We start from the raw sequence: 24269 nt of genomic DNA on the forward strand, positions 1-24269 counted from the left end.
CGGCCGGCCACGCCGCACGGTTACCGGTAGCCGATCCTGCCCGCGCCCCAGCGGCCCTTCTTCCACACCGACACGATCGACGGCCGCGGGTTGGCGGTGCCGCCGTCGGGCCAGTGCGAGTCGGGGTCGGCGGCGCCCGCGCCCTCGCCGGGGTGCTGCACCGCGACGAGCACGAGGTCGTCGGTCACCACGGGACCACACGCCTCCGCGCCGACCGGCACGGTGAGGAACTGCTTGACCTGGCCGCGGTCCGGGCCTGCCACCGGCACCGAGAACAGGCCGTCGTTCGAGCCGAGCGCGTTGCCGTCGGTGGAGATCCACAGGTTTCCGTGCCCGTCGAACGCCACGTTGTCCGGGCAGGAGATCGGGCTCACCTGGTCCTTGGGGAAGCCGCCGAAATAGGTGTCGGCGGCCGCGGGGTCACCGCAGACCAGCAGCAGGCGCCACGAGAACGTGGTCGCCGTGTGGTCGCCGCGGTGCTCCTCCCACTCCAGCACGTGGCCGTTGCGGTTGCCGTTGCGAGGGTTGGCCTCGTCGGCCGCGCCCTTGCCCGCCGCACCGCGGTCGCTGTTGTTGGTCAGCGCCGCGTAGACGCGGCCGTTGTGCGGGTTCGGCTCGACGTCCTCGGGGCGGTCCATCTTCGTGGGGCTCACCTTGTCGGCGGCGAGCCGGGTGAAGACGTAGACCTCCTCGGCGGTGAATCCGTCCACGAAGGACTTGTCGCCGCTGGCGAGGGGAATCCACCTGCCGGTGCCGTCGAACTCGCCGTCCGAGGGCAGCGCGCCGCTGCCGTCGATCTCGCTCGCCGGGCTGTCGCCGGTGAACCGGGCGACGTAGAGGGTGCCGTCGTCGAGCAGGCGCGAGTTGTGCCTGCGGGCGTAGGCGCTCGTGCCCCGCTTGGCCTTGCCCTTGGAGACGAACTTGTAGATGTAGTCGAAGCGCTCGTCGTCACCCATGTAGACGACGACCCTGCCGTCCCTGGCGATCTGGATGTTGGCGCCCTCGTGCTTGAACCGTCCGAGCGCTGTGTGCTTGACCGGCGTGGAGTGCGGGTCGTTCGGGTCGATCTCGACGATCCAGCCGAACCGGTTGACCTCGTTCGGCTCCTGCGCGATGTCCCAGCGCTTGTCGAAGCGCTCCCACTTGCGGCTGGTGGCGCCGCCGCGGATGCCGTAGCGGGAAAGGCGCTCGGCGGCGGCCGGGTCGGTGACGGTGCCCCCGTTGGCGAAGTACTGGTTGAAGTTCTCCTCGCCGGAGAGCACGGTGCCCCAGGGCGTGACCCCGCCCGCGCAGTTGTTCTGCGTGCCGAGCACGGTGCGGCCGCCCGGGTCGGCCGAGGTCTTCAGGTAGTCCGACCCGGCGGCGGGGCCGCGCAGTTCGAACGGCGTGTCCATCGTGATGCGCCTGCTGTAGCGGCTCGGCACGACCTTCAGCCCGCCGCGGGGGTCGCGCTGTGCCTGCACCACCGTGAGACCGTGGGCGGCCCAGGCGATCCGCACCTGCTCCTCGGTCGGGTTGTTCTCGTCGTAGGTGCCGGCCGGGAACATGTCCGTCTCGCTGGTGTACTCGTGGTTCACCACGAGCAGGTTGCGCCAGCCCTGCGGGTCCTGCGGGATGAGCCCGACGAAGTCGTTGTTGTAGCCGAACTGCCTGGCCTGCGCGGCGGCCGTCTGGTTGAAGAAGTCGAACGCGGGCGCGCCGGGCAGCACCGGGTCACCCCAGCGGATGACGACCCGCTGCTCGTAGCCCTCGGGGACCACGACGGCGTCGGCCGTGTTGGGGGCCACCGGCTCGAAGTCGGTGCCGGGGACGCGCCGCCCTGGCCGACCGTGGTGGCCACCGCGGCCCGCGAGCGCGGGCGGCACCGCGGCGGCGGTGCCCGACAGGGCGGCGAAGCCCGCGGCCGTGGCGCTCAGCACCGCCCCGGCCCGCAGTGCGCCCCGGCGGGAGACCACGTTCTTGACGACGTCGCCGAAGTACTCGTTCTCGGACCGGTTCGGCGCGGGGTGCGCGCACGCGTTGCCGCAGCGGTACTCGCACGTGACCGCGGAACGGCCCGTTCGGTGGGAACCCAGCAGCGGCAGCAGACGTCTCGGCTCGACGGACACAAGCCCTCCAGTCACTCAGTCAGGGGAACGCGTGTGACGGTAAGTGCCCAAAGCAAGCCCACGCGGTCTTCCAGGTGAACGAAGGGCGAACGGCTCGGACGGCTGGGACCGGCTCAGGCACTGTCGCCGACGAACACCGCCCCGGCGGGCACGGTGTGCGGATCCGTCCCGCGTGCCCGGATGCCCAGCAGGCAGGCGGCCACGAGACAGAGCGCCGCCGCGACCAGATATGGGCTCTGCGGGAAGCCCAGCCAGGCGGCGACATGTCCGACGAGAGTAGCCGCGGCCGCACCGCCGAGCCACCGGCAAAAGTTGTATCCCGCGCTCGCCACCGGGCGGGGCGCGCCGCTGATCGACATGGCTGTGCCGGTGAACAACGTGTTCAGCAGGCCGGACACCAGTCCGCTGACGATGATCGCCACGACGAGCAGCGGCTTGCTCGGCACGGCCATGAGCAGCATCAGCACGGCGTAGCCGAGCACGGACACGATCGTGGCCCCGCGTTCGCCGAGGCGCGCCGCGAGCCGCGGCGCCAGCACCACGCCGGCCACGGCCACGCAGACGCCCCAGCCGAAGAAGATGAGCCCGATGGCGATGGCGCCGTACTCCAGCACGAAGGGCGACCACGCCAGGACGGCGAAGAACGCGGCGGTGTAGCAGGCGGAGCCGAGCGAGGTCCGCAGCAGGCCGCCGTGACGCAGCGCCCTGAGCGGATCGAGGACGCCGATGCGGGGCCTGCGTTCGTGGGCGTCGCTGGTGAGGAACCCGGCGCACAGCACGAGCGCGCACGCCATGAGCACGGCGGTGCCGAGGAAAGGGCCGCGCCAGGAGATGCTGCCCAGCAGGGCGCCGAGCAGCGGCCCGACGGAGAGGCCGAGGCCGAGCGCGGCCTCGTAGAGCAGGATCGCGCCCGCCTGCCCGCCGGTCGCGGCCCCGACGATCACCGCAAGCGCGGTGGCGATGAAGAACGCGTTGCCGAGTCCCCACACCGCACGCAGGCCGACGAGTTCCTCGATGGAACCCGCGACCGTGCACAGCGCGGTGGCGAGCACGATGAGCGACAGCCCGGCAAGCACGGTGCGTTTCGCCCCGAACCGGGCGGCGGCCGCGCTCGTCCCGAGCATGGCCACCACCTGGACGCCGAGGTAGGAGGAGAACAGCAGCGTCACCTGCGAAGGGCTCGCGTGCAGCCCCTCGGCGATGGACAGCAGGATCGGGTCGACCAGCCCGATTCCCATGAAGGCGATGACGGCGGCGAACGCGGTGATCCAGACCTGCTTCGGCTGACCGCGCACGGCGTCGAGCAGGCTCGAGTGGTGATCGTTGCTCATCGGCGGCGGGTTCCTCCTCGCTGCTGGGGCCAGCAGCCGGCGACTCCACATTCCTTAGCAAGGCTAACGCTATTGCTTAGCTACGCGAAGTAATGTCGCGCACACGTAGGCTGCGGGACATGAGAGCCGTGATCTTCGATCTCGACGGGGTGCTCGTCGACTCGGAACAGCTGTGGGACGAGGTGCGCAGGTCCGTGGTGGCCGAGCACGGCGGACGGTGGACCCCCGAGGCCACCCGCGCCCAGCAGGGGATGAGCACGCCGGAATGGGCGGCCTACCTGGTGGAGGAGCTGGGCGCGCGGCTCACGCCCGAACGGGCCGCTGACCTCGTCGTCACCGAGATGACCCGCCGCTACGCTGAGGGCCCGCCCGTGCTGCCCGGTGCGGAACAGGCCGTGCGCACGGTCGCCGCCGACTATCCGGTCGCCATCGCCAGCTCGTCGCCGCCCGTGCTCATCGACGCGTTCCTGTCCGCCACGCAGCTCACCGGCCTGGTGGGCGTCGCCGTGTCCAGCGAACAGGTCAGCGCGGGAAAGCCCGCCCCGGACGTCTACCTCGAGGCGGCCGGACGCCTCGGCGTGGACCCGGCGTCGTGCGCGGCCGTGGAGGACTCGACCAACGGCCTGCGTGCGGCGCTCGCGGCCGGGATGACCGTGATCGGCGTGCCGAACCCGCACTTCCCGCCCGACGAGGCGGTGCTGGCCGAGGTGGCCGCCACCATCCCGGACGTCGGTGCGCTGCCGTCGGCGCTGCGCGCGCTCGCGGCCTGAGCAGGCGACCGGGCACGCGAAAGGGCGCCCGACCGCGGAGACCGCGGCCCGGGCGCCCCTTCAGCGCAGCGGTGCCGGCGCCCTCAGCGCTCGACCTCGCCGTTGATGAACTTCTCGACGGAGTCCCGCGCGGTCGAGTCGTCGTACTGGACCGGCGGCGACTTCATGAAGTAGGACGACGCCGACAGCAGCGGGCCGCCGATGCCGCGGTCCTTGGCGATCTTCGCGGCGCGCACGGCGTCGATGATGATGCCCGCGGAGTTCGGGGAGTCCCACACCTCGAGCTTGTACTCCAGGTTCAGCGGAACGTCGCCGAAGGCCCTGCCCTCCAGCCGCACGTAGGCCCACTTGCGGTCGTCAAGCCACTGCACGTAGTCGGAAGGGCCGACGTGGACGTTGGCCTTGCCGAGGTCGCGGTCGATCTGCGAGGTGACGGCCTGGGTCTTGGAGATCTTCTTCGACTCCAGCCGCTCCAGCTCCTTCATGTTCTTGAAGTCCATGTTGCCGCCCACGTTGAGCTGCATGGTGCGGTCGAGCTGGACACCCCTGTCCTCGAAAAGCCGCGCGAGGACCCGGTGAGTTATGGTCGCCCCGACCTGCGACTTGATGTCGTCGCCGACGATCGGCACCCCCGCCTGCTCGAACTTCGCCGCCCACTCCGGGTCGGAGGCGATGAACACCGGGATGGCGTTGACGAAGGCGACACCGGCGTCGAGGGCGGCCTGCGCGTAGTGCCGCGCGGCCTCCGTGGAGCCGACCGGCAGGTAGGACACCAGGACGTCGACCTCGGCGGCCTTCAGTGCCGCGGCGACGTCCACCGGCGCCTCGTCGCTCTCCTGGATCGTCTCCTGGTAGAAGCGGCCGAGCCCGTCGAGCGTGTGCCCGCGCTGCACGGCGACGCCGAGCGGCGGCACGTCGCACAGCTTGATGGTGTTGTTCTCGCTGGCGAGGATCGCGTCGGAGAGATCCTGCCCAACCTTCTTGGCGTCCACGTCGAACGCGGCGACGAACTCGACATCGCGCACGTGGTAGTCCCCGAACTGAACGTGCATCAGGCCGGGCACGCGCGCGCTCGGGTCGGCGTCCCGGTAGTAGTGAACGCCCTGGACCAGCGATGCCGCACAGTTGCCGACGCCAACGATGGCCACCCTTACGCGGCGGTTCTCGCCCATGCCGGTATCTCCCTTACTCGTCTTCCGTGTGGGTAGGTCGTGCCGAGCCACCGTTGAAGGTCTGCGTCCCTCGCTGCTCGGCTTGCTCGTGCGCGATCAGCTCGTTGAGCCAGCGCACTTCCCGCTCGCTGGTCTCCAGGCCGAGCTGGTGCAGCTCACGGGTGTAGCGGTCGATCTTCTCCTCGGCCCTGGCCAACGCTGCCCGAAGACCTTCGCGGCGCTCCTCGACCCGGCGGCGCCGACCCTCCAGGATGCGCATCCTGACGTCGGCCGGTGTCCTCGAGAAGAACGCCAGATGGACACCGAAGCCCTCGTCGTCCCACGTCTGCGGGCCGGCGTCGGAAAGCAGCTCGGCGAAGCGCTCCTTGCCGTCCGCGGTGAGCTTGTACACGCGCTTCGCCCTGCGGTTCCATCCCGCGACCGGGTCGGCGGGCTCCTCGACGATCCAGCCTGCCCGCAGCATCCGGCGCAGTGTCGGATACAGCGAGCCGTACGAGAACGTCCGGAACATGCCCAACGTCTCGTGCAAACGCTTGCGCAGCACGTAGCCGTGCATGGGCGCTTCGTGCAGCAGCCCCAAAATCGCGAACTCCAGCACGATGCACCCCCTCCCGGGAACGAAACGCCACCACCCGGCGTTGCCGGTGAAACGCTGGCGACGTCACTAACCTACCTACCCATTATATCGAGGTGATACATCGGAGTGGCGCAGATAACCTCCGATCCACCCCTCGGCCTGGCCAAGTTAACCGAACCGTTATCAACGGCGCGGCGTGTCGAGCGGCACGCAGCGGTCACCTCGGCCAACGCCCCGTCACCGTCGGCCTCGAACCACGTACTCTGTTGTGGTGCGAAACCAGCGGCAGGTCGTCGACTACGCGCTACAGCGCCGTGCGCTGCTGGCCGAGTTCCACTCCGGCCGGGTCAGCACCATGGACGTCTGCGACGCCACCCCGTACCTGCTCAGGGCGGCCCGGTTCCACGGCCAGCCCAGCAAGACCTCGTGCCCGGTGTGCCGCAAGGAGACCCTCACCCACGTCTCCTGGGTCTACGGCGATGAGCTCAAGCACGCGGCAGGCTCGGCCCGCGCGCCCGAGGAACTGGAGCGCATGGCCAACCTCTTCGGCGAGTTCACCGTCTACGTAGTGGAAGTCTGCCGATCGTGCGGCTGGAACCACCTGGTCCAGTCGTACGTCCTCGGTACCGGAACACCGCACCCCCGCCCGCGGAGGACCGCAGGGCAGTGACGGCACACACGGGCTTGGGTGCGGAGTCCCGCCACGCAGTTAGGGTTCGGTCCGCAGAACGGCGTACCCCGACGCGCCGATCTGGGAGGGTCTTGTAGTGAACGACCACGGTAATCACGGCTGGCCGGAGGAAGAGCCTCCGTCCGGCAGGCACGGCCAGTGGCCGTCCGGTGACGAGCCCGGGCCACAGTGGCCCTCGGGCGACGAGCCCGTCCGGCCGCAACGACCCCCGCGGTACGTCCGCCCCCAGCAGCCGCGCCAGCCCCGGCAGCCGCAACCCCCGCAGTCCCCGCAGCAGCCACAGTGGCCGGGCGGCGAGGGACAGCACCCGCCCCGCAGGCCCGACGGCGGGGGCAGGCCTCCCGCGGGTCCCCGGCAGGGCGTGCCTCCGCACCACCCCCAGGGCGGAAGGCCGATGCCGCCGCCCCCTCCCGGCAGGGGACAGCAGGGTCCGCCGCCTCCCGGGTCCCGGCCTCCCGGCGGCCCGCCGCAGAACGTCCGGCGGCAGCCACCGCCCCCTCCGCGGCAGCAGGGCGGACGGTCCGCCGCCGACCAGCCGACCGGCCTCGTCCCGCCCGCACCCGGCGCGCCCGAGGACCGCGAACCCGAACTCATCACACACCGTGCCCACAACGGCACCGGCCATGACGACCACGACGGCTACGGCTACGACGACCACGACGGGTACGGCTACGACGACGACCGCTGGTCCGACGACGACCAGCGGTTCCACGAGAGCGGGTTCGACGAGGACCCCGACGGGACCGGCGCGGACAAGGCCCCGCTGACCCCCGCCCAGCGCAAGAAGCGCCGCTGGCGCCGCATCCGGCGCACGCTGTACGCCTGCGTCGGAATCTTTCTCGTGCTGCCCGCGCTGGCGTTCACGATCACCTACTTCCTCGTGGACGTGCCCAGCCCCGAGGAGGTCGCCGCCGAACAGGGCAAGGTCGTGACCTTCTACTACGCCAACGGCAAGGAGATGGGCAGGGACATCCCGCCCGACGGCGGCAACCGGATCATCCTCAAGCCGGAGGACATCACCCCCGTCGTGCGGCACGCCGTGTACGCGGCGGAGGACGCCACGTTCGAGACCAACGCGGGCTTCGACATCAGCGGCATCATGCGGGCCGCGTGGAACCAGGTCACCGGCGGTGTCGGCGGTGGCTCGACCATCAGCCAGCAGTACATCAAGAAGGCCACGCAGAACGAGGAGTACTCCTACACCCGGAAGTGGACCGAGCTCGTCAAGGCGTTCAAGATGAACAACGAGCAGTCCAAGGACGAGATCATCACGGCGTACCTCAACACGATCTACTTCGGACGTGGCGCCTACGGCATCCAGACCGCCGCGCAGGCCTACTTCGGCAAGGACGCCAAGGACCTCAACGCCTCGGAGGCGGCGCTGCTGGCCGGCATGATCCAGCAGCCGGGCCGCTCCGAGAACGCCGAGGTGCGCCTGAGCCGCTGGACCTACGTGATGGACCAGATGGTGAAGAACCGGTGGATCACCGAAGCCGAGCGGCGCGCGGCCAAGGTCCCCACACCCATCCCGGTCGAGCAGTCCAAGCCCGACGCCATCACCGGCCCCGACGCGTTCATCGAGCAGCGGGTCAAGGCCGAGCTGGAGGCCAAGGGCTATCCCGAGGAGAAGCTGCAGTCGGGCGGCTACAAGGTCTACCTCACCATCGACGAGCGGGCGCAACGGCTCGCCAAGCGCGCCGTCAACGAGGTGATGGCCGACCAGCCCGCCGGGCTGAAGCGAGCACTGGTCGCCGTCGACCCGAGAACCGGCGGGGTCCTCGCCTACTACGGCGGTCCCAACAAGCCGGGCGTGGACGAGATCGACTGGGCCAACACCCCGCGCAACCCCGGTTCCGCGTACAAGCCGTTCGACCTCGTGGCGCTGCTGCAACGCGGCAAGGGGCTCGGCGAGGTCTACGACGGCAGCTCGCCCCGCCAGTTCGGCAGCGTCACGGTGAGCAACTCGGAGAACGCGCAGTGCCCGCAGTGCACCGTGGCCGAGGCCATGGAACGCTCGATCAACACCGTGTTCTACGACATGGTGGTCAACGAACTCGGCCCGAAGGCCGTCGTGGACGCCGCGCTGGACGCCGGCATCCCGGAGAAGCACGGCGACCTGGCCACGATGGGCAGCCTCGACGGCAACATCTCCATCGGTGGTGGTGACACGCTGGTCACGCCCACCGACATGGCGGGCGCGTACGCCACGTTCGCGGCCAACGGTGTCCGGCACGACACCCACTTCGTCGCGAAGCTCACCACCTCCGACGGCGACGTGATCTTCGACGAGACCACCAAGGCGGCCACCAAGGGCGAACCCGCGTTCAGCTCCGACCCGGAGAAGAGCAAGCAGATCGCGGGCAACGTCACGCAGTCGCTGCTGCCCGTGCCGATCTCGTCGGAGATCGCGTGCGCCGACGGCAGGCCGTGCGCGGGCAAGACGGGAACCCACCAGTACGTGAGCCCGGACGGTGAGAAGTCGGTCAACGACAACTCGCAGGCCTGGATGGTCGGCTACACGCCGCAGATCTCGACCGCGAGCTACGTGGGCGCCGACCGCAACACGGTCGCCATCCGCGACGCCAGCGGCAGTCCCATCTACGGCAGTGGCCTACCGGGCGAGATCTGGCAGGAGTTCATGAACCTCTACCTGGAGGGCATGCCGGAGGCCGAGTTCCCCGAGGTGGAGCCCATCGGCAAGGTGCCGACGGTGCCGGAGGAGGACGACTCGTCGCCCACGTCGAGCGCCCCGTCCAGCACGTCGTCGACGACGACACCGCCCCCGCCCCCGAGCCCGACCACGGAGACGCCAACGCCGACCTCCAGCACGGAGACGGAGACCAGCACCGACGAGACGGAGACCGACGACCCGTCCCGGCCGACCGGCATCCTGCCCGGCGGGGAGTGGGGCCGCGATCCGTCCGAGGGCGGCGGCGGCAACAACTGACGCGCCGGTTGTGGGCACCCGGCACCCGGTGGTCACCGGGCCGGGCGCCCACGCCGTAACATGCGGCGGGTGTCCAGCGATATGCGTGATCCGCGTCCGGCACCGACGCCCGACACGATGTCGCTGGACCCTTCACAGCGGGTCGCCCCGAGCCGGGAGGACCCCGCACTCGCGGCGGCGACCCGCCCGCTCGGCGGACCGCTCGGCGAGCACGCCGCCGTGGGCAGGCACTGGTTCTGGTCCCCGCTGCGGGTCGGCCTCCTGCTCGCCGTCGTCGCGCTGACGCTCGGCTGGTTCGGCAAGGCGGCCTGCATCCAGCAGTACGTCAACGACCAGGGTCAGGCGGAGCTCGACTGGCGCTCGGGCAGGCCGTACGTGGCGATGTGCTACTCCGACATCGTCCCGCTGTACGCGGCGGAGCGGCTGGACCGCGAGGACACCTTCCCCTACGCCACCAGCTGGGTCGAGAACGCGGGCACGGAGCGCGAGCAGGTGCGCTACATGGAGTACCCCGTGCTCACCGGCCTGTTCCAGTGGGTCAACGCCAAGCTCACGCACGCCTGGACCGGCGTCGCGGCGGCAGGCTGGCTGCCCGGCGCGCTGCCGGTGGCGGTCTACTTCAACCTCACGGCCCTGTTCCTGGCGGTGGCCTGGCTGGTGACCGTGTGGGCCGTCGCCAGAACGGCGAGACGACGACCGTGGGACGCCGCGCTCGTCGCCGCGTCCCCCCTGGTGATCGTGCACGCGTTCACCAACTTCGACACGCTGTCCACCGCGTTCGCCGCCGTCGGCCTGCTCGCGTGGGCCCGCCGCAGACCCGCGCTCGCCGGGGTCCTGCTCGGCATCGGCGCGGCGGCGAAGCTGTACCCGCTGTTCCTGCTCGGGCCGCTGCTCGTGCTGTGCCTGCGCGCGGGCAGAGTGCGCGAGTGGGGCAGGACGGCGCTGGCCGCCGCGGGCACCTGGCTGGCGGTGAACCTGCCGTTCATGGTGTTCACCCCCGACGGCTGGGCCGAGTTCTTCCGGCTCAACACCGAGCGCGGCATGGACCCCGACTCGATCTACAACGTCGTGTCCTACTTCACCGGGTGGGCGGGCTTCGACGGTGCGCTGTCGTTCGGTGAGACGCCGACCTGGCTCAACGCCGTGAGCGGGGCGCTGTTCCTGCTCTGCTGCGCCGGCATCGCCTACATCGGCCTCACCGCGCCCCGCAGACCGAGGGTGGCCCAGCTGTGCCTGCTCGTGGTCGCCGCGTTCCTGCTCACCAACAAGGTGTGGAGCCCGCAGTACTCGCTGTGGCTCGTCCCGCTCGCCGTGCTGGCGATCCCGCGCTGGCGCCTGCTGCTGGCGTGGATGGTCGTCGACGCGCTCGTGTGGGCGCCGAGGATGTTCTACTACCTCGGCGTCGACAACAAGGGGCTTCCCGAGGGCTGGTTCCTCGGCACCGTGGTGGTGCGCGACCTCGTGGTGGTGCTGGTCTGCGCGCTGGTGATCCGGGAGATCTACCGGCCTTCCGAGGACGTCGTGCGCACCAGCGGCGACGACGACCCGGCAGGCGGTGTGCTCGACGGCGCCCCCGACGTGGTGGTGGTCCGCCGCCGGTCCGCGAGGGCGTGAGCGGGCTCGGCCGCAAGGAACGCCACGAACAGCCCCGCCAGCAGCGCGGCCCTGCCCCACACGCCGATCACCACCGCCTGCGCGGCGAAGCCTTCGTGGATGCCGCCCGCGCCCTCGCCGAGTGCGCCGTACCAGCGGAAGATCCCGATGCCCATCGCCAGGTCGGCGAGCAGGTAACCCAGGATCCACCCCCACCGGACGCGCAGGAGCACGAACATCGGCAGCAGCCACAGCGTGTACTGCGGTGAGTGCACCTTGTGCAGCAGAAGGAACCCGGCGAGCGCCGCGGCCGACACCGCGAGCAGCGGGTAGGTGCCCTCCCTTCGGTAGCGGCGCCAGCCCAGCAGGCACGCCAGCGTCAGTGAGCCGAGCACCAGCAGCGGCGAGGCGACGTCGGCAAAGGACTGGAAGGCCTCGGCACCCTCGGCTCCGCTGCCGAACAGCAGGCGCACACCCCAGAACCACACCGAGTTCGTGGTGCCGTCGACCGCTCGCTGCCCCTGGAACTCGAACGACGCCCACCAGCCCTCGAACCCGGCGAGCGCGAACGGCACGTTGATCCCCACCGCCGTCGCCGCGGCGATAGCCACGACACGCGCGGCGTCCTGCCGTCCCGCGTGCGCCAGCGCGTAGAGGGCCAGCGGCACCACGAACAGCCCGGGATACAGCTTGAGCGCGAACCCGATCCCGAGCAGCGCCGCCGCCCACCCCAGCCGCGTGGCGCTCGAGCCGCGGCCGCGGTACACGACGAAGAACGCGCCCACCGCGCACGCGACGGCGGCGAGGTCCCAGTTGTGGAACGCGTAGAGCACGAGCGGGGGACCGAGCGCCCACAGCAGGGCTCTCCAGCCGGCGAGCCTGCCCAGCAACCACGCCGTGAGCAGGCCGAACGGCGCGAGCAGGACCGCGGAGAACAGCAGGAACTCGGCGTCGTTCGACGCGAACGCCGCGCCCGCCCACGCGAGCAGCCCGGTGAGCACCGGGTACTCCAGTGCGCCGCCGACGAGCGTGTCCCCTTCGAGGTCGCCGTGCACGTAGGGAAACGTGTGCCGGTCCAGGTCACGGCCGAGCCACAGGAACTGGATGTCGGAGTAGCAGACGTCGGTGAAGTTGCGTTCGGCGTAGCCCGGCGTGCTGCGGCCGGAGGCGTCGAAGCCGGGCCCGGTGCAGCGCAGCTTGTTGGCCAGTCCCGCGGCGAGCGTCAGCCCGCACAGCAACACCAGCACCGCGACCCGCACCCGGTGCGGCGAGCGCTGTTCAGCCGAACTCACGCAGGAACTCGATGTCGGCGGCCTGGCCGTCGGCGGGGGTCTCGACGACCACCGGAGCGCCCGCCGCCTTCGCCACCCCGGCGAGCACCCGCGGGTCGATCGTGCCGTCGCCGCCGACCACGTTGGCGTGCCGGTCGCGCTGCGAGCCGAACTCGTCGCGCGAGTTGTTCAGGTGCACGAGGTCGATGCGGCCCGTGATGGCCAGGACCTTGTCCACGGCCTGCTCCAGGTCCCAGCCCGCCGAGTAGGCGTGGCAGGTGTCGAGGCAGAACCCGGCGCCGAACGAGCCCACCTCGTCCCACAGCCGGGCGATCATGTCGAGGTCGCGCGTCATCGCGCCCTCGCCGCCCGCCGTGTTCTCGATGAGCAGGGGCACGGCGAACCCGCCCTGCTCGGCCTGGCGCTCGAACAGCTTGCGCCAGTTGGCCAGCCCCTCCGCGACGTCCTCGCCCTTGCGCACGTGCCCGCCGTGCACGATCAGGCCCTTGGCCCCGACGTGCGCGGCGCCGTCGGCGTGCTGCGTGACGATCTTGCGCGACGGGATCCGGATCCGGTTGTTCAGCGACGCCACGTTCACGATGTAGGGCGAGTGGATGAACACCGTCACCCCGGCGGGGCCGAACTCGGCGGCCTGTGGATGCGGCTGCGGCTTCTTCCAGCCCTGCGGGTCGGAGAGGAAGAACTGCACCGCGTCGGCGCCGCGCTCCCGCGCCGCGGACAGCGGGTCGTCATCGCGGACATGCGCGCCGATCAGCATGGGAAGAGGGTAACGATTCGCGACCGATCGGATCGAGTACGGTGACCGGAGTTCCACGGACCCGGGGCGGGTCCTGACGGCGTGAAGGCGAGGAACTCATGGGGTCTGGGTTTCGACGGCAGGTCAGGCGGGTCGGCACCGCGGGCGTCGTCCTGGCAGCCGCATTCCTGCTGGCCTCCCCCGGCAGCGCACACGCCGCCGAGCCCGTGGTCGCGGGCAGCTGCGACGCCACGCTGAAGGGCGAGGACGGCAAGCCGCTGACCGTGGACCTCGGCGCGGCCGCCAACTCGCCCGGCGTGCTCGACGTCGGGCTCGGGTCCGGCTCCGGCGCGCTGGTGTCGCTGCCGGTCTCCGATGCGCTGGACCGGCTCGGCGTGAGCAGGGCGGACCTGGTGGTCGACCCCGCGGGCCGTATCTGCGACACCGGGCAGCGGACCCTGAACACGGTTGCCGCGCCGGTGCAGCAGGCCCTTCCGGAGGAGGGCGTCGTCCCGCCGCCGCCACCGCCGGAGGGCCCCGACGAGCCCGAGCCGGACGACCCCGGCGACCCGGGTGGCGACGAGCCCGCGCCGGACCCCGGCGCTCCCGGCGACGAAACCCCTGGTGGCGGCTCCGGCACCGGCCCAGACGAGAACCTCCCTGGCGGCACGGGCTCGGGCAACCCGCAGGGTGGCTCACCCTTCGGCGGCTCGCCCTTCGGCGGGCCGCTCACACCGGTCAGCGCCTTCTCCGGGCTCGACCCCATCACCATTCCGCCCGCCGCGTCGATCCCGCCGGTGGCGCCGCCCGCGGCGCCCGACCTCGGCCAGCCGGACGCGGGCGCGGGGCCCGACGTCAGGACGGAGGACTCCGGAACCGCCCAGGCCCTGCCGTCCGCCGAGGCTCCCGACCGGTTGCCGCTGCTGCTGGCCGTGGTCGCCCTCGTGCTGGTGATCGCCGCCCTGGCCAGGACCTGGCTGCGCCGGAAGGCGTTGTAGGAGCGCCAGACGGGCGAACCCGGACCTTTCGCGTCACGTTCGGCCTCCCGGTTCGTTGTCCCCTGCAGAGGGAACCGGGAGGCTTGTGGTATGCGTGCGTCCGGAAGCAGGGTGGCCGCCGTCGGAGCCGCCGCGTTCGTGCTGGCAGGGTCGGCGGCGCTCGCCGCGCCGGCCACGGCCATGGCGGAGACCAAGACGGTGCCGTGCGGCGGCACGGTCACCGCGGCGCCCGGTGACCGCATCGTGGGCGTCACGCCGCTCGGGCTCAAACTCGACCTCGGCATCGTCACCGACGGGATCGGCTCGCTGCTCAGCGGCGTCTGCAAGGTCACCGTCAAAGTGGTGGACACGGTCGTCGCGCCCGTGCCCGAGGTCGGCGAGCCCGTCGCCGACGCGGTCGGCGGAGCCGTCGAGGGCACCACGCGTACCGCTGGAGAGGCCGTCGGCACGGTGACGGGCGCGCTGTCCGGCAGCGGAGGCACCCAGCCCGCGCCGCGGAACCCCGCTCCCGGACAGCCCGCCCCCGCCACCCCGCCCGACCAGCAGCGGCAGCCCGGCCCCTCGGGCCCGGCGCAGTCCGGGAACCGGCAGGCTGGGATGCCCGCGCCCAACAGCCCCGTGCTGGGCGGCTCGGCCCTTCCCGGTGCGGCCTGGCTCGGCTACACCACCGGCTGGGCGCCGATGCGCGACTACACCGGGTTGCCGATGGCGACACCCGGCCTGTTCTCGGTGTCGCCCGGCGTGCGCTACGGCGGGCAGATCCCGGGTTACTCGCCCGAGTTCGGCATCCTGGGCGCCGACGACGGTGGCAGTGGCCGCGGCGACGGCGACGGTGTCCGCAACGCGGGCAGCGCCGACGCGCTGCCGTCGGGCTCCGGGGACGCAGCGGACGGCGCGACCCTGCCGTTGCTGCTGGCCGTGCTGACCCTCTCCGGCGTCACGGCCGCGCTCGTGCGGACGTGGGTGCTGCGGACCAACCACTGAGACCGGCGAGCAGGCACACCGGCGAAGGCTGAAGGTTCTTCGCGTATCTTGTCCGTACCCGTCTCGTTACTCATGTCGACATCTCGGCAGCTCACGGCGAACCCCCGAAAGGACTGCTCACGTGCGGATCACCGCGACCGCCCTGGCCCGGAAGGCTCTCACCACGGCGGCAGTGGCGGCCGTGGTCACCGGTTCCGCCGTCCTCGGCGCGGGAACGGCATCCGCGACGACGCTGCAGGCCGACTCGTGCACGGCGAGCGTCACCGGACGCATCGGTGACACCGTGGCGGTGCCCGGAGCGACGGTGAAGGACCTCGTCCGCCAGGGCGCCAGGGAGGCCAAGTCGATCTTCCTGGTGCACGACATCACCATCTGGCCCGATCACCTCGCCAACGAGGTGGCCAAGGAGCAGCTCACGGTCGGCACCGTGCCCAACGCGCAACGCGCCGTCGTCGCGGGCGACGTCGTCGGCGCCGCGGTGCGGCAGGCGCTGAAGGACGAGGCCGGACTGGGCGCCCTGCCCTCCACGCAGGAGACGACGCTGAACAAGATCGCGGCCAAGGTCGCAGGCTACTGCGGGCTGCCGGTGTTCGCCGCCAACTACGTGGCGCCGTCGTCACCGTCGCAGCCGCCGCCCTCGACGGGCCACCCGGGCGGCACGCCCGCCCCGCGGACCGGCGGTTCCCCTGCGGGGACGGACGCCGGCCCCGGTGGCGTGGCGGGCACCGGGGACGCCAGGGTGGCCCCGCGCGACTACACGGGCATCCCCACCGCGACCGCGCCGGCCGCGGGCATCTCCGCACCGCCGGGACTGCGCTACCCGCCGTCGAGCGGGGTTCCCGGCCAGCCGTCGTCGCCGGAGTTCGGCATCCTCGGCGCCGACGGCGCGGGCGAGGGCTCCGGCGGCGGGCAGTCCGCCGACGTGCGCAACGCCGGCAACGCCGACGCGCTGGCGGCCGGGCCCTCGGCGAGTGCCGTCCAGCTGCCCATGCTCCTGGCGGTGGTCGCGCTGGCCGGTGTCACCGCGGCGCTGGTGCGGACCTGGGTGCTGCGCAGGGTGTCGTAGGCCATCTCTACACTGGACAACCGACAACCCTCCTGTCACGGATCGTCCGTGGCCGCATGAGCCCATAGGAGGTGAGTGGTTGTGTCACGCCATTACGAAGTAATGGTCATCCTGGACCCGTCGCTCGACGAACGCACGGTCGCGCCGACGCTGGACAACTTCCTCAACGTGATCCGCAACTCCGGCGGCAGCGTCGAGAAGGTCGACGTCTGGGGCCGTCGCAGGCTGGCCTACGAGATCAAGAAGAACGCCGAGGGCATCTACGCCGTGCTCGACCTGCAGTCCGACCCGGACGCGGTCAAGGAGCTGGACCGTCAGCTCTCGCTGCAGGAGACCGTGCTGCGCACCAAGGTCGTGCGGCGCACGGTCCCGCGTGGCACGAAGGCCGCCCAGAAGATCGCCGCGAAGGCCTGAGGCCCACGATGGCTGGAGACACCATCATCACGGTGGTCGGCAACCTGACGGCCGACCCGGAGCTGCGCTTCACCCCGTCCGGCGCGGCGGTCGCAAACTTCACGGTCGCGTCCACCCCGCGCACCTTCGACCGCCAGACCGGCGAGTGGAAGGACGGCGAGGCGCTGTTCCTGCGCTGCAACATCTGGCGGCAGGCGGCTGAGAACGTCGCCGAGACGCTGACCAGGGGCGCGCGGGTCATCGTGCAGGGCAGGCTCAAGCAGCGTTCGTTCGAGACCAAAGAGGGCGAGAAGCGCACGGTCGTCGAGCTCGAGGTCGACGAGATCGGCCCGTCGCTGCGCTACGCCACCGCGAAGGTCAACAAGGTGAGCCGCGGCAGCGGCGGAGGCGGCGGCGGATTCGGCGGCGGCGGTGCCGGCGCACCCGCCGACGACCCGTGGGGCTCGGCGCCCCCCGCAGGCGGCGGAGGCGGCTTCTCCGACGAGCCGCCCTTCTGACCCTCGTCCTCGTCAAGACCAACCCAGTTCCCCAGGAGTATCACCGTGGCGAAGCCACCCATTCGTAAGCCGAAGAAGAAGGTCTGCGTGTTCTGCAAGGCCGAGAAGAAGGGCCACCCGGAGCACATCGACTACAAGGACACCAACCTGCTGCGGAAGTACATCTCCGACCGCGGCAAGATCCGCGCCCGCCGGGTCACCGGCAACTGCAGCCAGCACCAGCGCGACATCGCCATCGCCGTGAAGAACTCGCGCGAGATGGCGCTGCTGCCCTACACCTCCACCGCTCGCTGAGAAGGGAGTCAGACATGGCGAAGATCATCCTGACGACCGACGTGGCGAACCTCGGTGGCCCCGGCGACATCGTCGAGGTGAAGGACGGCTACGCGCGCAACTACCTGCTGCCGCGTGGGTTCGCGATCCAGGCGACCAAGGGCGCGGAGAAGAACGTCCGCACCATCCGCAGGGCACAGGAGAGCCGTCGCATCCGCGACCTCGACCACGCCAGGGAGATCAAGGCGACGCTGGAGAAGCTGGGCCCCATCCAGCTCTCCGCGAAGGCCGCCCAGGGCTCGCAGAAGCTGTTCGGCTCGGTCACCACGGCCGACGTCGTCAGTGCCATCAAGGCGGCGGGCGGGCCGCTGCTGGACAAGCGCACCATCGTGCTGCGCGAGCACATCAAGACGCTCGGCAAGCACGCGGTGACCGCGCGCCTGCACCCGGACGTGACCGCCGACGTGAACATCGAGGTCACGGCCAAGTAGGCCGGTCGAGCCGGCTCACGAACCATCGAACGGCGGGTCTCCCGGACACGGGAGGCCCGCCGTTCGTCGTTTCCGGGAGGGAACGCGCGGGGCCGTACACACGTCAGAGTGAACGGGTGCGGACGGGTGCCGCTTGACGAGCACTCGCCGCCTGGCAAAACTTGGCTATCACTGAGGGTGAAGGGGGACTCCGGGGCGATGCTGGACGCAGGCGGTGGTGGCGGCGCGGCCGTGGGCAAGGCGGTCGGCGGCCTGGTGAAGATGGCGGCTCCCCGTGTGGCCGGAGCGCCCGCTCCCGCGGGCGGCGGCGGCTTCACGTTCAAGGCCGAGGAACTCGACGGCGTCATCCGGCAGTGGGAGGACCTGCGCGACGCCCTCAAGACCGACGAGTACGACGCCGAGCGCATGGCCACGGTGAAACCGCCCGGTCGCGAGTTCGCCAGCGGCGACTTCGCGAAGTTCGCGAACCCGTCGGGCAAGGCGTTCCTGGAGGCCAACCAGCGCATGCAGAAGTACGTCGGCGAGTACATCGAGGCGCTGCGCGCGGCCAAGCAGAAGATCACCACTCGCGACGAGCAGTCGCAGAGCGACATCAGCAGGGCGGGTGAGCAGGCCTGATGGGACGGTCGCGCATCGGCCTTGCCACCGGCGTGCTCGCCGCCGCGCTCGTGCTCGGCGCGTGCGGATCCGACGTCGGTGGTACACCCGAGACCGGCGCCCCCACCAGCGCGGCGGGCGGCAGCCCAGCCACCAGCGCCGGCGGGCAGGCGCCGGACGTCGCCGATCCGCTGGACGCGGCGCCGCTCGCGTCCTCCCCGTGCGAGGCGTTGTCGGCGGCCGACCTCGCCACGCTGGGTTTCGCCGAGGGGGAGCAGCGGCCATCGGGGGAGAGCGGCACCGCGTGCGTGTGGCACGAGGAGCAGGAGCGCGGCAACCGCGTGGATCTGTCCGTCGTCACCGAGAACGCGAACGGGCTCGACGCCGTCTACGAACAGCGGTCGAGCAACGCCTACTTCGAACCCGCCGAGATCGCGGGGTACCCCGCCGTCTACACGGCCACCCTGGACGAGCGTGACGACGGTGGCTGCGGACTGTGGGTCGGGCTCAACGACAGCGACACGCTGTTCGTTCTCACCAACTACGACTACGGCCCCGGTGTGAGCGACCCGTGCTCGGTCGCGGACCGGGTGGCCGAGGCCGCCATCACCAACCTGGGGGGTTGACCGACATGCCGTTGTTCCTCGTACCGATCATCGCCGGCGCGGCCGCCTACGGTGCCGCCACTCAGGACGAGGCCGGGAACTACTCGGCGGGTGAGGGCGAGCGCCGGATCGACGCCTACCAGATCTGGGAGCAGATCACGACCGGCCCCGGCGCGGGCTCGCTGGCCGAAGGGCAGACCTCGGCCAACACGCTGCAGCGGGTGTACGCGCAGCGGGTCGAGCAGATCGACGCGCTGAACAGGCTGATGGACCAGGCGTGGCAGGGCGACAGCGCCGACGCCGCGAAGGCGGGCGCACATCCGCTGAAGGCGTGGATGCAGGACTCGCACACCAAGCTGCAGGACAGCGACCGCTATCTCGGCGAGCAGACCAGTGCCTTCAACACGGCGTACTCGAAGGTGCAGCCGGTGCCCAAGGAGCCGCCGGAGAGCGGTTTCCTCAACGACGTCACGCCGTGGGAGACCGACACCGACAGGGCGATCAAGGACTACAACGCCAAGGCACAGGCCAACGTCGACGCGTTCAACGACTACTTCCACGCGAGCGCGTCCAACGGCAAGCACCTGCCGACCTACACCGGCCTGGACGGCCGGATCGGCGACGTCGACGTGGACGACGGCACGGGCGGCGACGACGGCAGGCCCGGTGACGACGGCGACGGGCAGGGTGGCGGCGTACCCGGCGGCAGCGTTCCCGGAGGGGGAGGCGTTCCGGGTGGCGGAGGTCTGCCCGGTGGCGGGGGTGTGCCCGGTGGCGGCTACCCGGGCGGCATCCCGGGCCCCGGCGGCTCCGGGTCCGGCTCGGGCGGCGGCGCAGGCGGCGGCGCCTACCCACCCGGCGGCATCCCCGACATCGGCGGGCCGGGCGGGCCGGGCGGGTACGGCGGGGGTTATGGCCCCGGCGGCAGCCCTGGCGGCGGCTACACCTCGCCGGAGTGGGACGACAGCACCAGCATCTCCGGCTACACCCCGCCGAAGGTGCCCTCGGCCGATTTCTCCGGCGGCGGCTTCGGCACCCCGGGGACGAGCGGGTTCGGCGGCGGTGGCGGCTCCGGGTCGGGTGCGGGCGGCGTCGGCGGCGCCTTCGGGCCCGGCGGCGGCTTCGGCGCGGGCGGGGCCGGTACCCCCGGGTCGTCCACGGGTTCCGCGCCCGGCGCCGCGGCAGGCGCGGGCCGTGGGGGCCTGCCGGGCGGTGCGGCCGCGGCGGGTGCCGCGGGCGGCCGCGGCATGGCGGGCGGCATGCCCATGGGCGCCATGGGAGGCGCGGGCCGCGGCGGCAAGGGCAGCGACGACGAGGAGCGCCAGTCGAAGTTCCTCATCGAGGAGGACGGCGACTCGCTGTTCGGCACCGACGAACTGACCGCGCCGCCGGTGATCGGCGAATAGCGGGCGTTGTCGGCGACAAGAGAAAAGGGACACGATCGTGCTTGACCGGCAGGTGACGTTGTCGACGGGCACCCTGCTCAATCTGATCCGCCGTGGCGGCGCGGAGCCGCACACCGTGCTGGCGAGTACCCCGGTATGGGAGGACGAGGGCGCCCGCAGGGCCGCCGACGAGCGGGCGGACGCCGAACTGGCCCGCTACGGTCTGGCCGGACGCGGTGGGGTGCACAGTGGCCTGCTGGCCACGGTCGAGGCGCTCAGCAGGCCCGCGCTGGAGTACTACGCCTGGATCAACGGGGGCCACGAGGGCAGGGCGATGAACTACACCCTGCTCGCGGGAAGCGCGGGCGGTGAGGGCTTCCTGCTCGCGCGGAACACCGAGCACGAGGGTGTGGTGCTGGTGTCGCTGCGTCCCGAGGAGGTACTGGAGAACTTCGTCGCCCAGATCCCTCGGCTCGGCCCTGGCCGCGGCCAGCCGTTGCGGGTACCGAAGAGCCAGGTGACCGGCGGCCGGCGGCGCTCGGACGGCGAGGACGTCGCGGTCCTGCACAGCGCAAGGCCGAGCGCGGCGAGCCGCGAGGCCGACGAGCTGCGCCGCGTGCTGGGCCTGCGCAGGCTCGGCGGCGGCAGCCTCTACGTCGCGGCGCGGGGACGCAGCGGCAGGCGGGAGCGCGTCGCGCGGCCGGTGAACTACATCGACACCACCGAGGGGCGTTGGCTCACCGAGGAGGTGCCGGGCGCGGGCGAGCCGGTCATCGCGTTCACCCCGGGCACACCGCAACTGCTCGTGGAGCGCCTGCGGACAGCACAGAGCAAGCTTCCCGTCGGCTGAGGCCGCCGCGGCATCCCCACCCGTTCAGCCCAACGAGTGGCGACTCAACGCTGCGTAGTTTCCATCCACAGGCGGAACCCGCACCTGGTGACAAGCCCCTGCGCGACACGCCGACGACGGGACTCGACGCGACACGCCGCACGGCTTACAACAAAGTTCTCCACACCTTACACACAGGCCTTGACCAGGGGATTCGGATACATGCACCCAGTTCTTCCCCACGTTGTACACAGGGCACGGCTCGCTTGTGACTCGTTGGACGGCTTCATCCACAGGTAGTGCACAAGACGGTCCCCAAGCCGAATTGCACTCGTCCGTCCGAGCGATCTAGCGTGCTCCGGCGGACCAGTGGACACGGCGCCCGGCGCACCGGTGCCCCGCCGCCGAGATCCGATATCATCGAACTGATGTTCGATTCCCTGTCTTGAGGAGGTGCCCGCACCGGTGGCGATCACCGACGACCGCGGTCCCGCATTCGCCTCGTCCGAACAGGGCGGCTTCGACAGGCAGCCGCCCCAGGACGTTCCGGCGGAGCAGTCCGTGCTGGGCGGCATGCTGCTGTCCAAGGACGCCATCGCGGACGTGGTCGAGGTGCTGCGCCCCGGCGACTTCTACCGCCCGGCGCACCAGGCCGTCTACGACTGCGTCCTCGACCTCTACGGCCGGGGTGAGCCCGCCGACCCCATCACCGTGTCGGCGGAGCTGGAGCGGCGCGGGGAGCTGTCCAGGGTCGGCGGTGCGCCGTATCTGCACACCCTCATCGCGACGGTGCCCACCGCGGCCAACGCCGGCTACTACGCGCAGATCGTCGCCGAGAAGGCGATTCTGCGCAGGCTCGTCGAGGCGGGCACGCGCATCGTGCAGTACGGCTACGGGGCAGACGGCTCCGACGGCGGCGACATCAACGAGGTGGTCGACCGCGCGCAGGCGGCGATCTACGACGTCACCGAGCGTCGCACGAGCGAGGACTACGTCGCGCTGGAGGAACTGCTCCAGCCCACGATGGACGAGATCGACGCGATCGCCTCGCGGGGCGGCACCGCGCAGGGCATCCCCACCGGGTTCGTGGACCTGGACGAGGTCACCAACGGCCTGCACGCCGGACAGATGATCATCGTGGCCGCGAGGCCCGGCGTCGGGAAGGCGCTGGCGCTCGACACGCCACTGCCGACTCCGCAGGGCTGGACGACGATGGGCGAGGTGCGGCCCGGCGACCAGCTGATCGGCGCGGACGGACGGCCGACCACCGTCGTCGCGGCGACCGACGTCATGCACGGCCGCCCCTGCTACGAGGTGGAGTTCTCGGACGGCTCCGTGCTCGTCGCCGACGCGCGGCACCAGTGGCTGACGGACACCCGCGCGTCCCGCCGGGCCGGGAGGCCGGCTGAGGTCCGCACCACCGAGCAGATCGCGGCGACCCTGCGGTGCGACACGGCGGATCGCAGGGTCAATCATGCGGTCCGTCTCGCAGCGCCGATCGACCTGCCGGAGCGGGATCTGCTGCTGCATCCGTACGCACTCGGTGCGTGGCTGGGGGACGGCCATTCCCACTGCGCCAGGTTCACCACGGCCGATCGCGAGATCATCTGGTATCTCGAAGGCGAGGCCGGCCTGTCCGCGCGACCGTACGGCAACCTGCTGTACGGCCTGCAGTTCCCGCCGCCGGAGCCGGTCGACGATGCCTCGTCCGGTCACGGCACGGTCCAAGCCGTCCTCCGGACGCTGGGCGTACTCGGTGACAAGCACATTCCGGCGGAGTACCTGCGAGCCTCCGTCGAGCAGCGCCGCGCCCTGCTGGCGGGTCTGCTGGACACCGACGGCACCGTGGCAGCGTCCGGCGCCGTCCAGCTCTCGGTCACCAACCGCAGGCTCGCCGAGGACGTGCACGAGCTCATCGCGAGCCTCGGCTATCGGTGCACGATGACGACGAAGGCGGTGCGCGGACGCGGCGAGCGAAGCTCGACCGCGTACACCCTGCACTTCACCACGCACGACCGGGTGTTCTGGCTGGAGCGCAAGCACCTGGAGCAGAAGGAGCGGCTCGCCGGACGCCTGCCACGGCCTCACCACCGGTACATCGTGGATGTGCGGGCGATACCGAGCGTGCCCGTGCGGTGCGTCGAGGTCGCGGCCGACGACCACCTGTACCTGGCTGGCCGGACCATGATTCCGACGCACAACTCGACGCTGGGGCTGGATTTCGCCAGGTCGTGCTCGATCCGGCACGGCATGACCAGCGTCATCTTCTCGCTGGAGATGAGCCGCGTCGAGATCGTCATGCGCATGCTCTCGGCCGAGGCGCGCATCCGGCTCGCCGACATGCGCGGTGGCCGGATGTCCGACGACGACTGGACGCGGCTCGCCAGGCGGATGAGCGAGATCAGCGAGGCGCCCCTGTTCGTGGACGACTCGCCGAACCTGACCATGATGGAGATCCGCGCCAAGGCGCGGCGGCTCAAGCAGCGCAACGACCTGAAGCTCATCGTCGTCGACTACATGCAGCTGATGACCTCCGGTAAGCGCGTCGAGTCCCGGCAGCAGGAGGTCTCGGAGTTCTCCCGTCAGCTCAAGCTGCTCGCCAAGGAGCTCGAGGTGCCGGTGGTCGCGATCAGCCAGCTCAACCGTGGCCCCGAGCAGCGCACCGACAAGCGGCCGATGCTCGCCGACCTCCGCGAGTCCGGGTCGCTGGAGCAGGACGCCGACATGGTGCTGCTGATCCATCGCCCGGACGCGTGGGAACGCGACGACCCGCGTGCGGGCGAGGCGGACCTCATCCTCGCCAAGCACCGCGCGGGCCCGACCAGCACGATCAGCGTGGCGCACCAGCTGCACTACAGCCGCTTCGCCGACCTCGCTCAGGAGTGACGTGGGTATGTCGGTTCACCATGTGAC

General features: G+C 71.3%; 22 protein-coding genes. 16 read left to right on the forward strand and 6 right to left on the reverse strand.

Features of this window, described 5'->3' with window-relative positions:
* Positions 1 to 20 precede the first annotated feature (20 nt).
* Together BAY60_RS05170 and BAY60_RS05175 are read right to left on the reverse strand one after the other, a co-directional pair.
* The gene (locus BAY60_RS05170) at positions 21 to 2108 is read right to left on the reverse strand and encodes a PhoX family protein (protein ID WP_112279641.1); all 2088 of its coding nucleotides are present in this window, start codon (positions 2106 to 2108) and stop codon (positions 21 to 23) included.
* Positions 2109 to 2221: 113 nt separating this feature from the next.
* Positions 2222 to 3439, reverse strand: coding sequence for an MFS transporter (locus BAY60_RS05175; protein WP_112279642.1), 1218 nt, complete (start codon positions 3437 to 3439; stop codon positions 2222 to 2224).
* Positions 3440 to 3558: 119 nt separating this feature from the next.
* Here BAY60_RS05175 and BAY60_RS05180 point away from each other — a divergent pair, with 119 nt between their 5' ends.
* A complete protein-coding gene (locus BAY60_RS05180; protein WP_112279643.1) occupies positions 3559 to 4209 on the forward strand; it encodes an HAD family hydrolase in 651 nt (216 codons plus the stop codon).
* 83 nt (positions 4210 to 4292) lie between these two features.
* On the opposite strand, the gene BAY60_RS05185 is transcribed toward BAY60_RS05180, so the two are convergent.
* Complete coding sequence (locus BAY60_RS05185; protein ID WP_112279644.1) at positions 4293 to 5381, reverse strand: inositol-3-phosphate synthase; 1089 nt, start codon at positions 5379 to 5381, stop codon at positions 4293 to 4295.
* A gap of 13 nt (positions 5382 to 5394) precedes the next feature.
* A complete protein-coding gene (locus tag BAY60_RS05190; protein ID WP_112279645.1) occupies positions 5395 to 5979 on the reverse strand; it encodes a PadR family transcriptional regulator in 585 nt (194 codons plus the stop codon).
* Between the two features lie 250 nt (positions 5980 to 6229).
* On the opposite strand from BAY60_RS05190, the gene BAY60_RS05195 reads away from it, so the two are divergent.
* From BAY60_RS05195 to BAY60_RS05205, 3 genes are all read left to right on the forward strand, one after another.
* The gene (locus BAY60_RS05195; RefSeq protein WP_112280729.1) at positions 6230 to 6628 is read left to right on the forward strand and encodes a DUF5318 domain-containing protein; all 399 of its coding nucleotides are present in this window, start codon (positions 6230 to 6232) and stop codon (positions 6626 to 6628) included.
* A 97-nt stretch (positions 6629 to 6725) separates the two neighbouring features.
* A complete protein-coding gene (locus BAY60_RS05200; protein ID WP_245992331.1) occupies positions 6726 to 9596 on the forward strand; it encodes a transglycosylase domain-containing protein in 2871 nt (956 codons plus the stop codon).
* Between the two features lie 81 nt (positions 9597 to 9677).
* Positions 9678 to 11210, forward strand: a complete 1533-nt coding sequence (locus BAY60_RS05205; RefSeq protein ID WP_112279647.1) for a glycosyltransferase family 87 protein — start codon at positions 9678 to 9680, stop codon at positions 11208 to 11210.
* Here the strand turns inward: BAY60_RS05205 and BAY60_RS05210 are convergent.
* Positions 11096 to 12481, reverse strand: a complete 1386-nt coding sequence (locus tag BAY60_RS05210) for a glycosyltransferase family 87 protein (RefSeq protein ID WP_245992332.1) — start codon at positions 12479 to 12481, stop codon at positions 11096 to 11098. The genes BAY60_RS05205 and BAY60_RS05210 overlap by 115 nt on opposite strands.
* A complete protein-coding gene (locus tag BAY60_RS05215) occupies positions 12468 to 13238 on the reverse strand; it encodes a deoxyribonuclease IV (protein ID WP_112279648.1) in 771 nt (256 codons plus the stop codon). The genes BAY60_RS05210 and BAY60_RS05215 overlap by 14 nt, the downstream gene beginning before the upstream one ends.
* A gap of 98 nt (positions 13239 to 13336) precedes the next feature.
* On the opposite strand from BAY60_RS05215, the gene BAY60_RS05220 reads away from it, so the two are divergent.
* From BAY60_RS05220 to dnaB, 12 genes are all read left to right on the forward strand, one after another.
* Entirely contained in the window at positions 13337 to 14215 is an 879-nt protein-coding gene (locus BAY60_RS05220; protein WP_112279649.1) for a hypothetical protein, read from the forward strand.
* A 90-nt stretch (positions 14216 to 14305) separates the two neighbouring features.
* On the forward strand, positions 14306 to 15199 hold the full coding sequence (locus tag BAY60_RS05225) for a hypothetical protein (RefSeq protein WP_112279650.1): 894 nt from the start codon (positions 14306 to 14308) through the stop codon (positions 15197 to 15199).
* A gap of 121 nt (positions 15200 to 15320) precedes the next feature.
* Positions 15321 to 16265, forward strand: coding sequence for a hypothetical protein (locus tag BAY60_RS05230; protein WP_112279651.1), 945 nt, complete (start codon positions 15321 to 15323; stop codon positions 16263 to 16265).
* Between the two features lie 81 nt (positions 16266 to 16346).
* A complete protein-coding gene (gene rpsF / locus BAY60_RS05235) occupies positions 16347 to 16679 on the forward strand; it encodes a 30S ribosomal protein S6 (protein ID WP_112279652.1) in 333 nt (110 codons plus the stop codon).
* A gap of 8 nt (positions 16680 to 16687) precedes the next feature.
* A complete protein-coding gene (locus BAY60_RS05240) occupies positions 16688 to 17176 on the forward strand; it encodes a single-stranded DNA-binding protein (RefSeq protein ID WP_112279653.1) in 489 nt (162 codons plus the stop codon).
* Between the two features lie 45 nt (positions 17177 to 17221).
* Entirely contained in the window at positions 17222 to 17470 is a 249-nt protein-coding gene (gene rpsR, locus BAY60_RS05245; RefSeq protein ID WP_112279654.1) for a 30S ribosomal protein S18, read from the forward strand.
* A 14-nt stretch (positions 17471 to 17484) separates the two neighbouring features.
* Complete coding sequence (rplI, locus tag BAY60_RS05250; RefSeq protein ID WP_112279655.1) at positions 17485 to 17940, forward strand: 50S ribosomal protein L9; 456 nt, start codon at positions 17485 to 17487, stop codon at positions 17938 to 17940.
* 198 nt (positions 17941 to 18138) lie between these two features.
* Positions 18139 to 18558, forward strand: a complete 420-nt coding sequence (locus BAY60_RS05255) for a hypothetical protein (RefSeq protein ID WP_112279656.1) — start codon at positions 18139 to 18141, stop codon at positions 18556 to 18558.
* On the forward strand, positions 18558 to 19163 hold the full coding sequence (locus tag BAY60_RS05260) for a DUF3558 domain-containing protein (protein WP_112279657.1): 606 nt from the start codon (positions 18558 to 18560) through the stop codon (positions 19161 to 19163). The genes BAY60_RS05255 and BAY60_RS05260 overlap by 1 nt, the downstream gene beginning before the upstream one ends.
* A gap of 5 nt (positions 19164 to 19168) precedes the next feature.
* Positions 19169 to 20548 (forward strand): PPE domain-containing protein, encoded by a 1380-nt coding sequence (locus BAY60_RS05265; protein ID WP_112279658.1) that lies wholly within the window; start codon positions 19169 to 19171, stop codon positions 20546 to 20548.
* A gap of 37 nt (positions 20549 to 20585) precedes the next feature.
* The gene (locus tag BAY60_RS05270) at positions 20586 to 21377 is read left to right on the forward strand and encodes an ESX secretion-associated protein EspG (protein WP_112279659.1); all 792 of its coding nucleotides are present in this window, start codon (positions 20586 to 20588) and stop codon (positions 21375 to 21377) included.
* Between the two features lie 444 nt (positions 21378 to 21821).
* Positions 21822 to 24242: a replicative DNA helicase gene (gene dnaB / locus BAY60_RS05275; RefSeq protein WP_112279660.1), complete on the forward strand. Its 2421-nt coding sequence runs from the start codon at positions 21822 to 21824 to the stop codon at positions 24240 to 24242.
* Positions 24243 to 24269: the final 27 nt, after the last annotated feature.

It is taken from the genome of Prauserella muralis (assembly GCF_003202285.1).
GTDB lineage: Bacteria > Actinomycetota > Actinomycetes > Mycobacteriales > Pseudonocardiaceae > Prauserella_B > Prauserella_B muralis.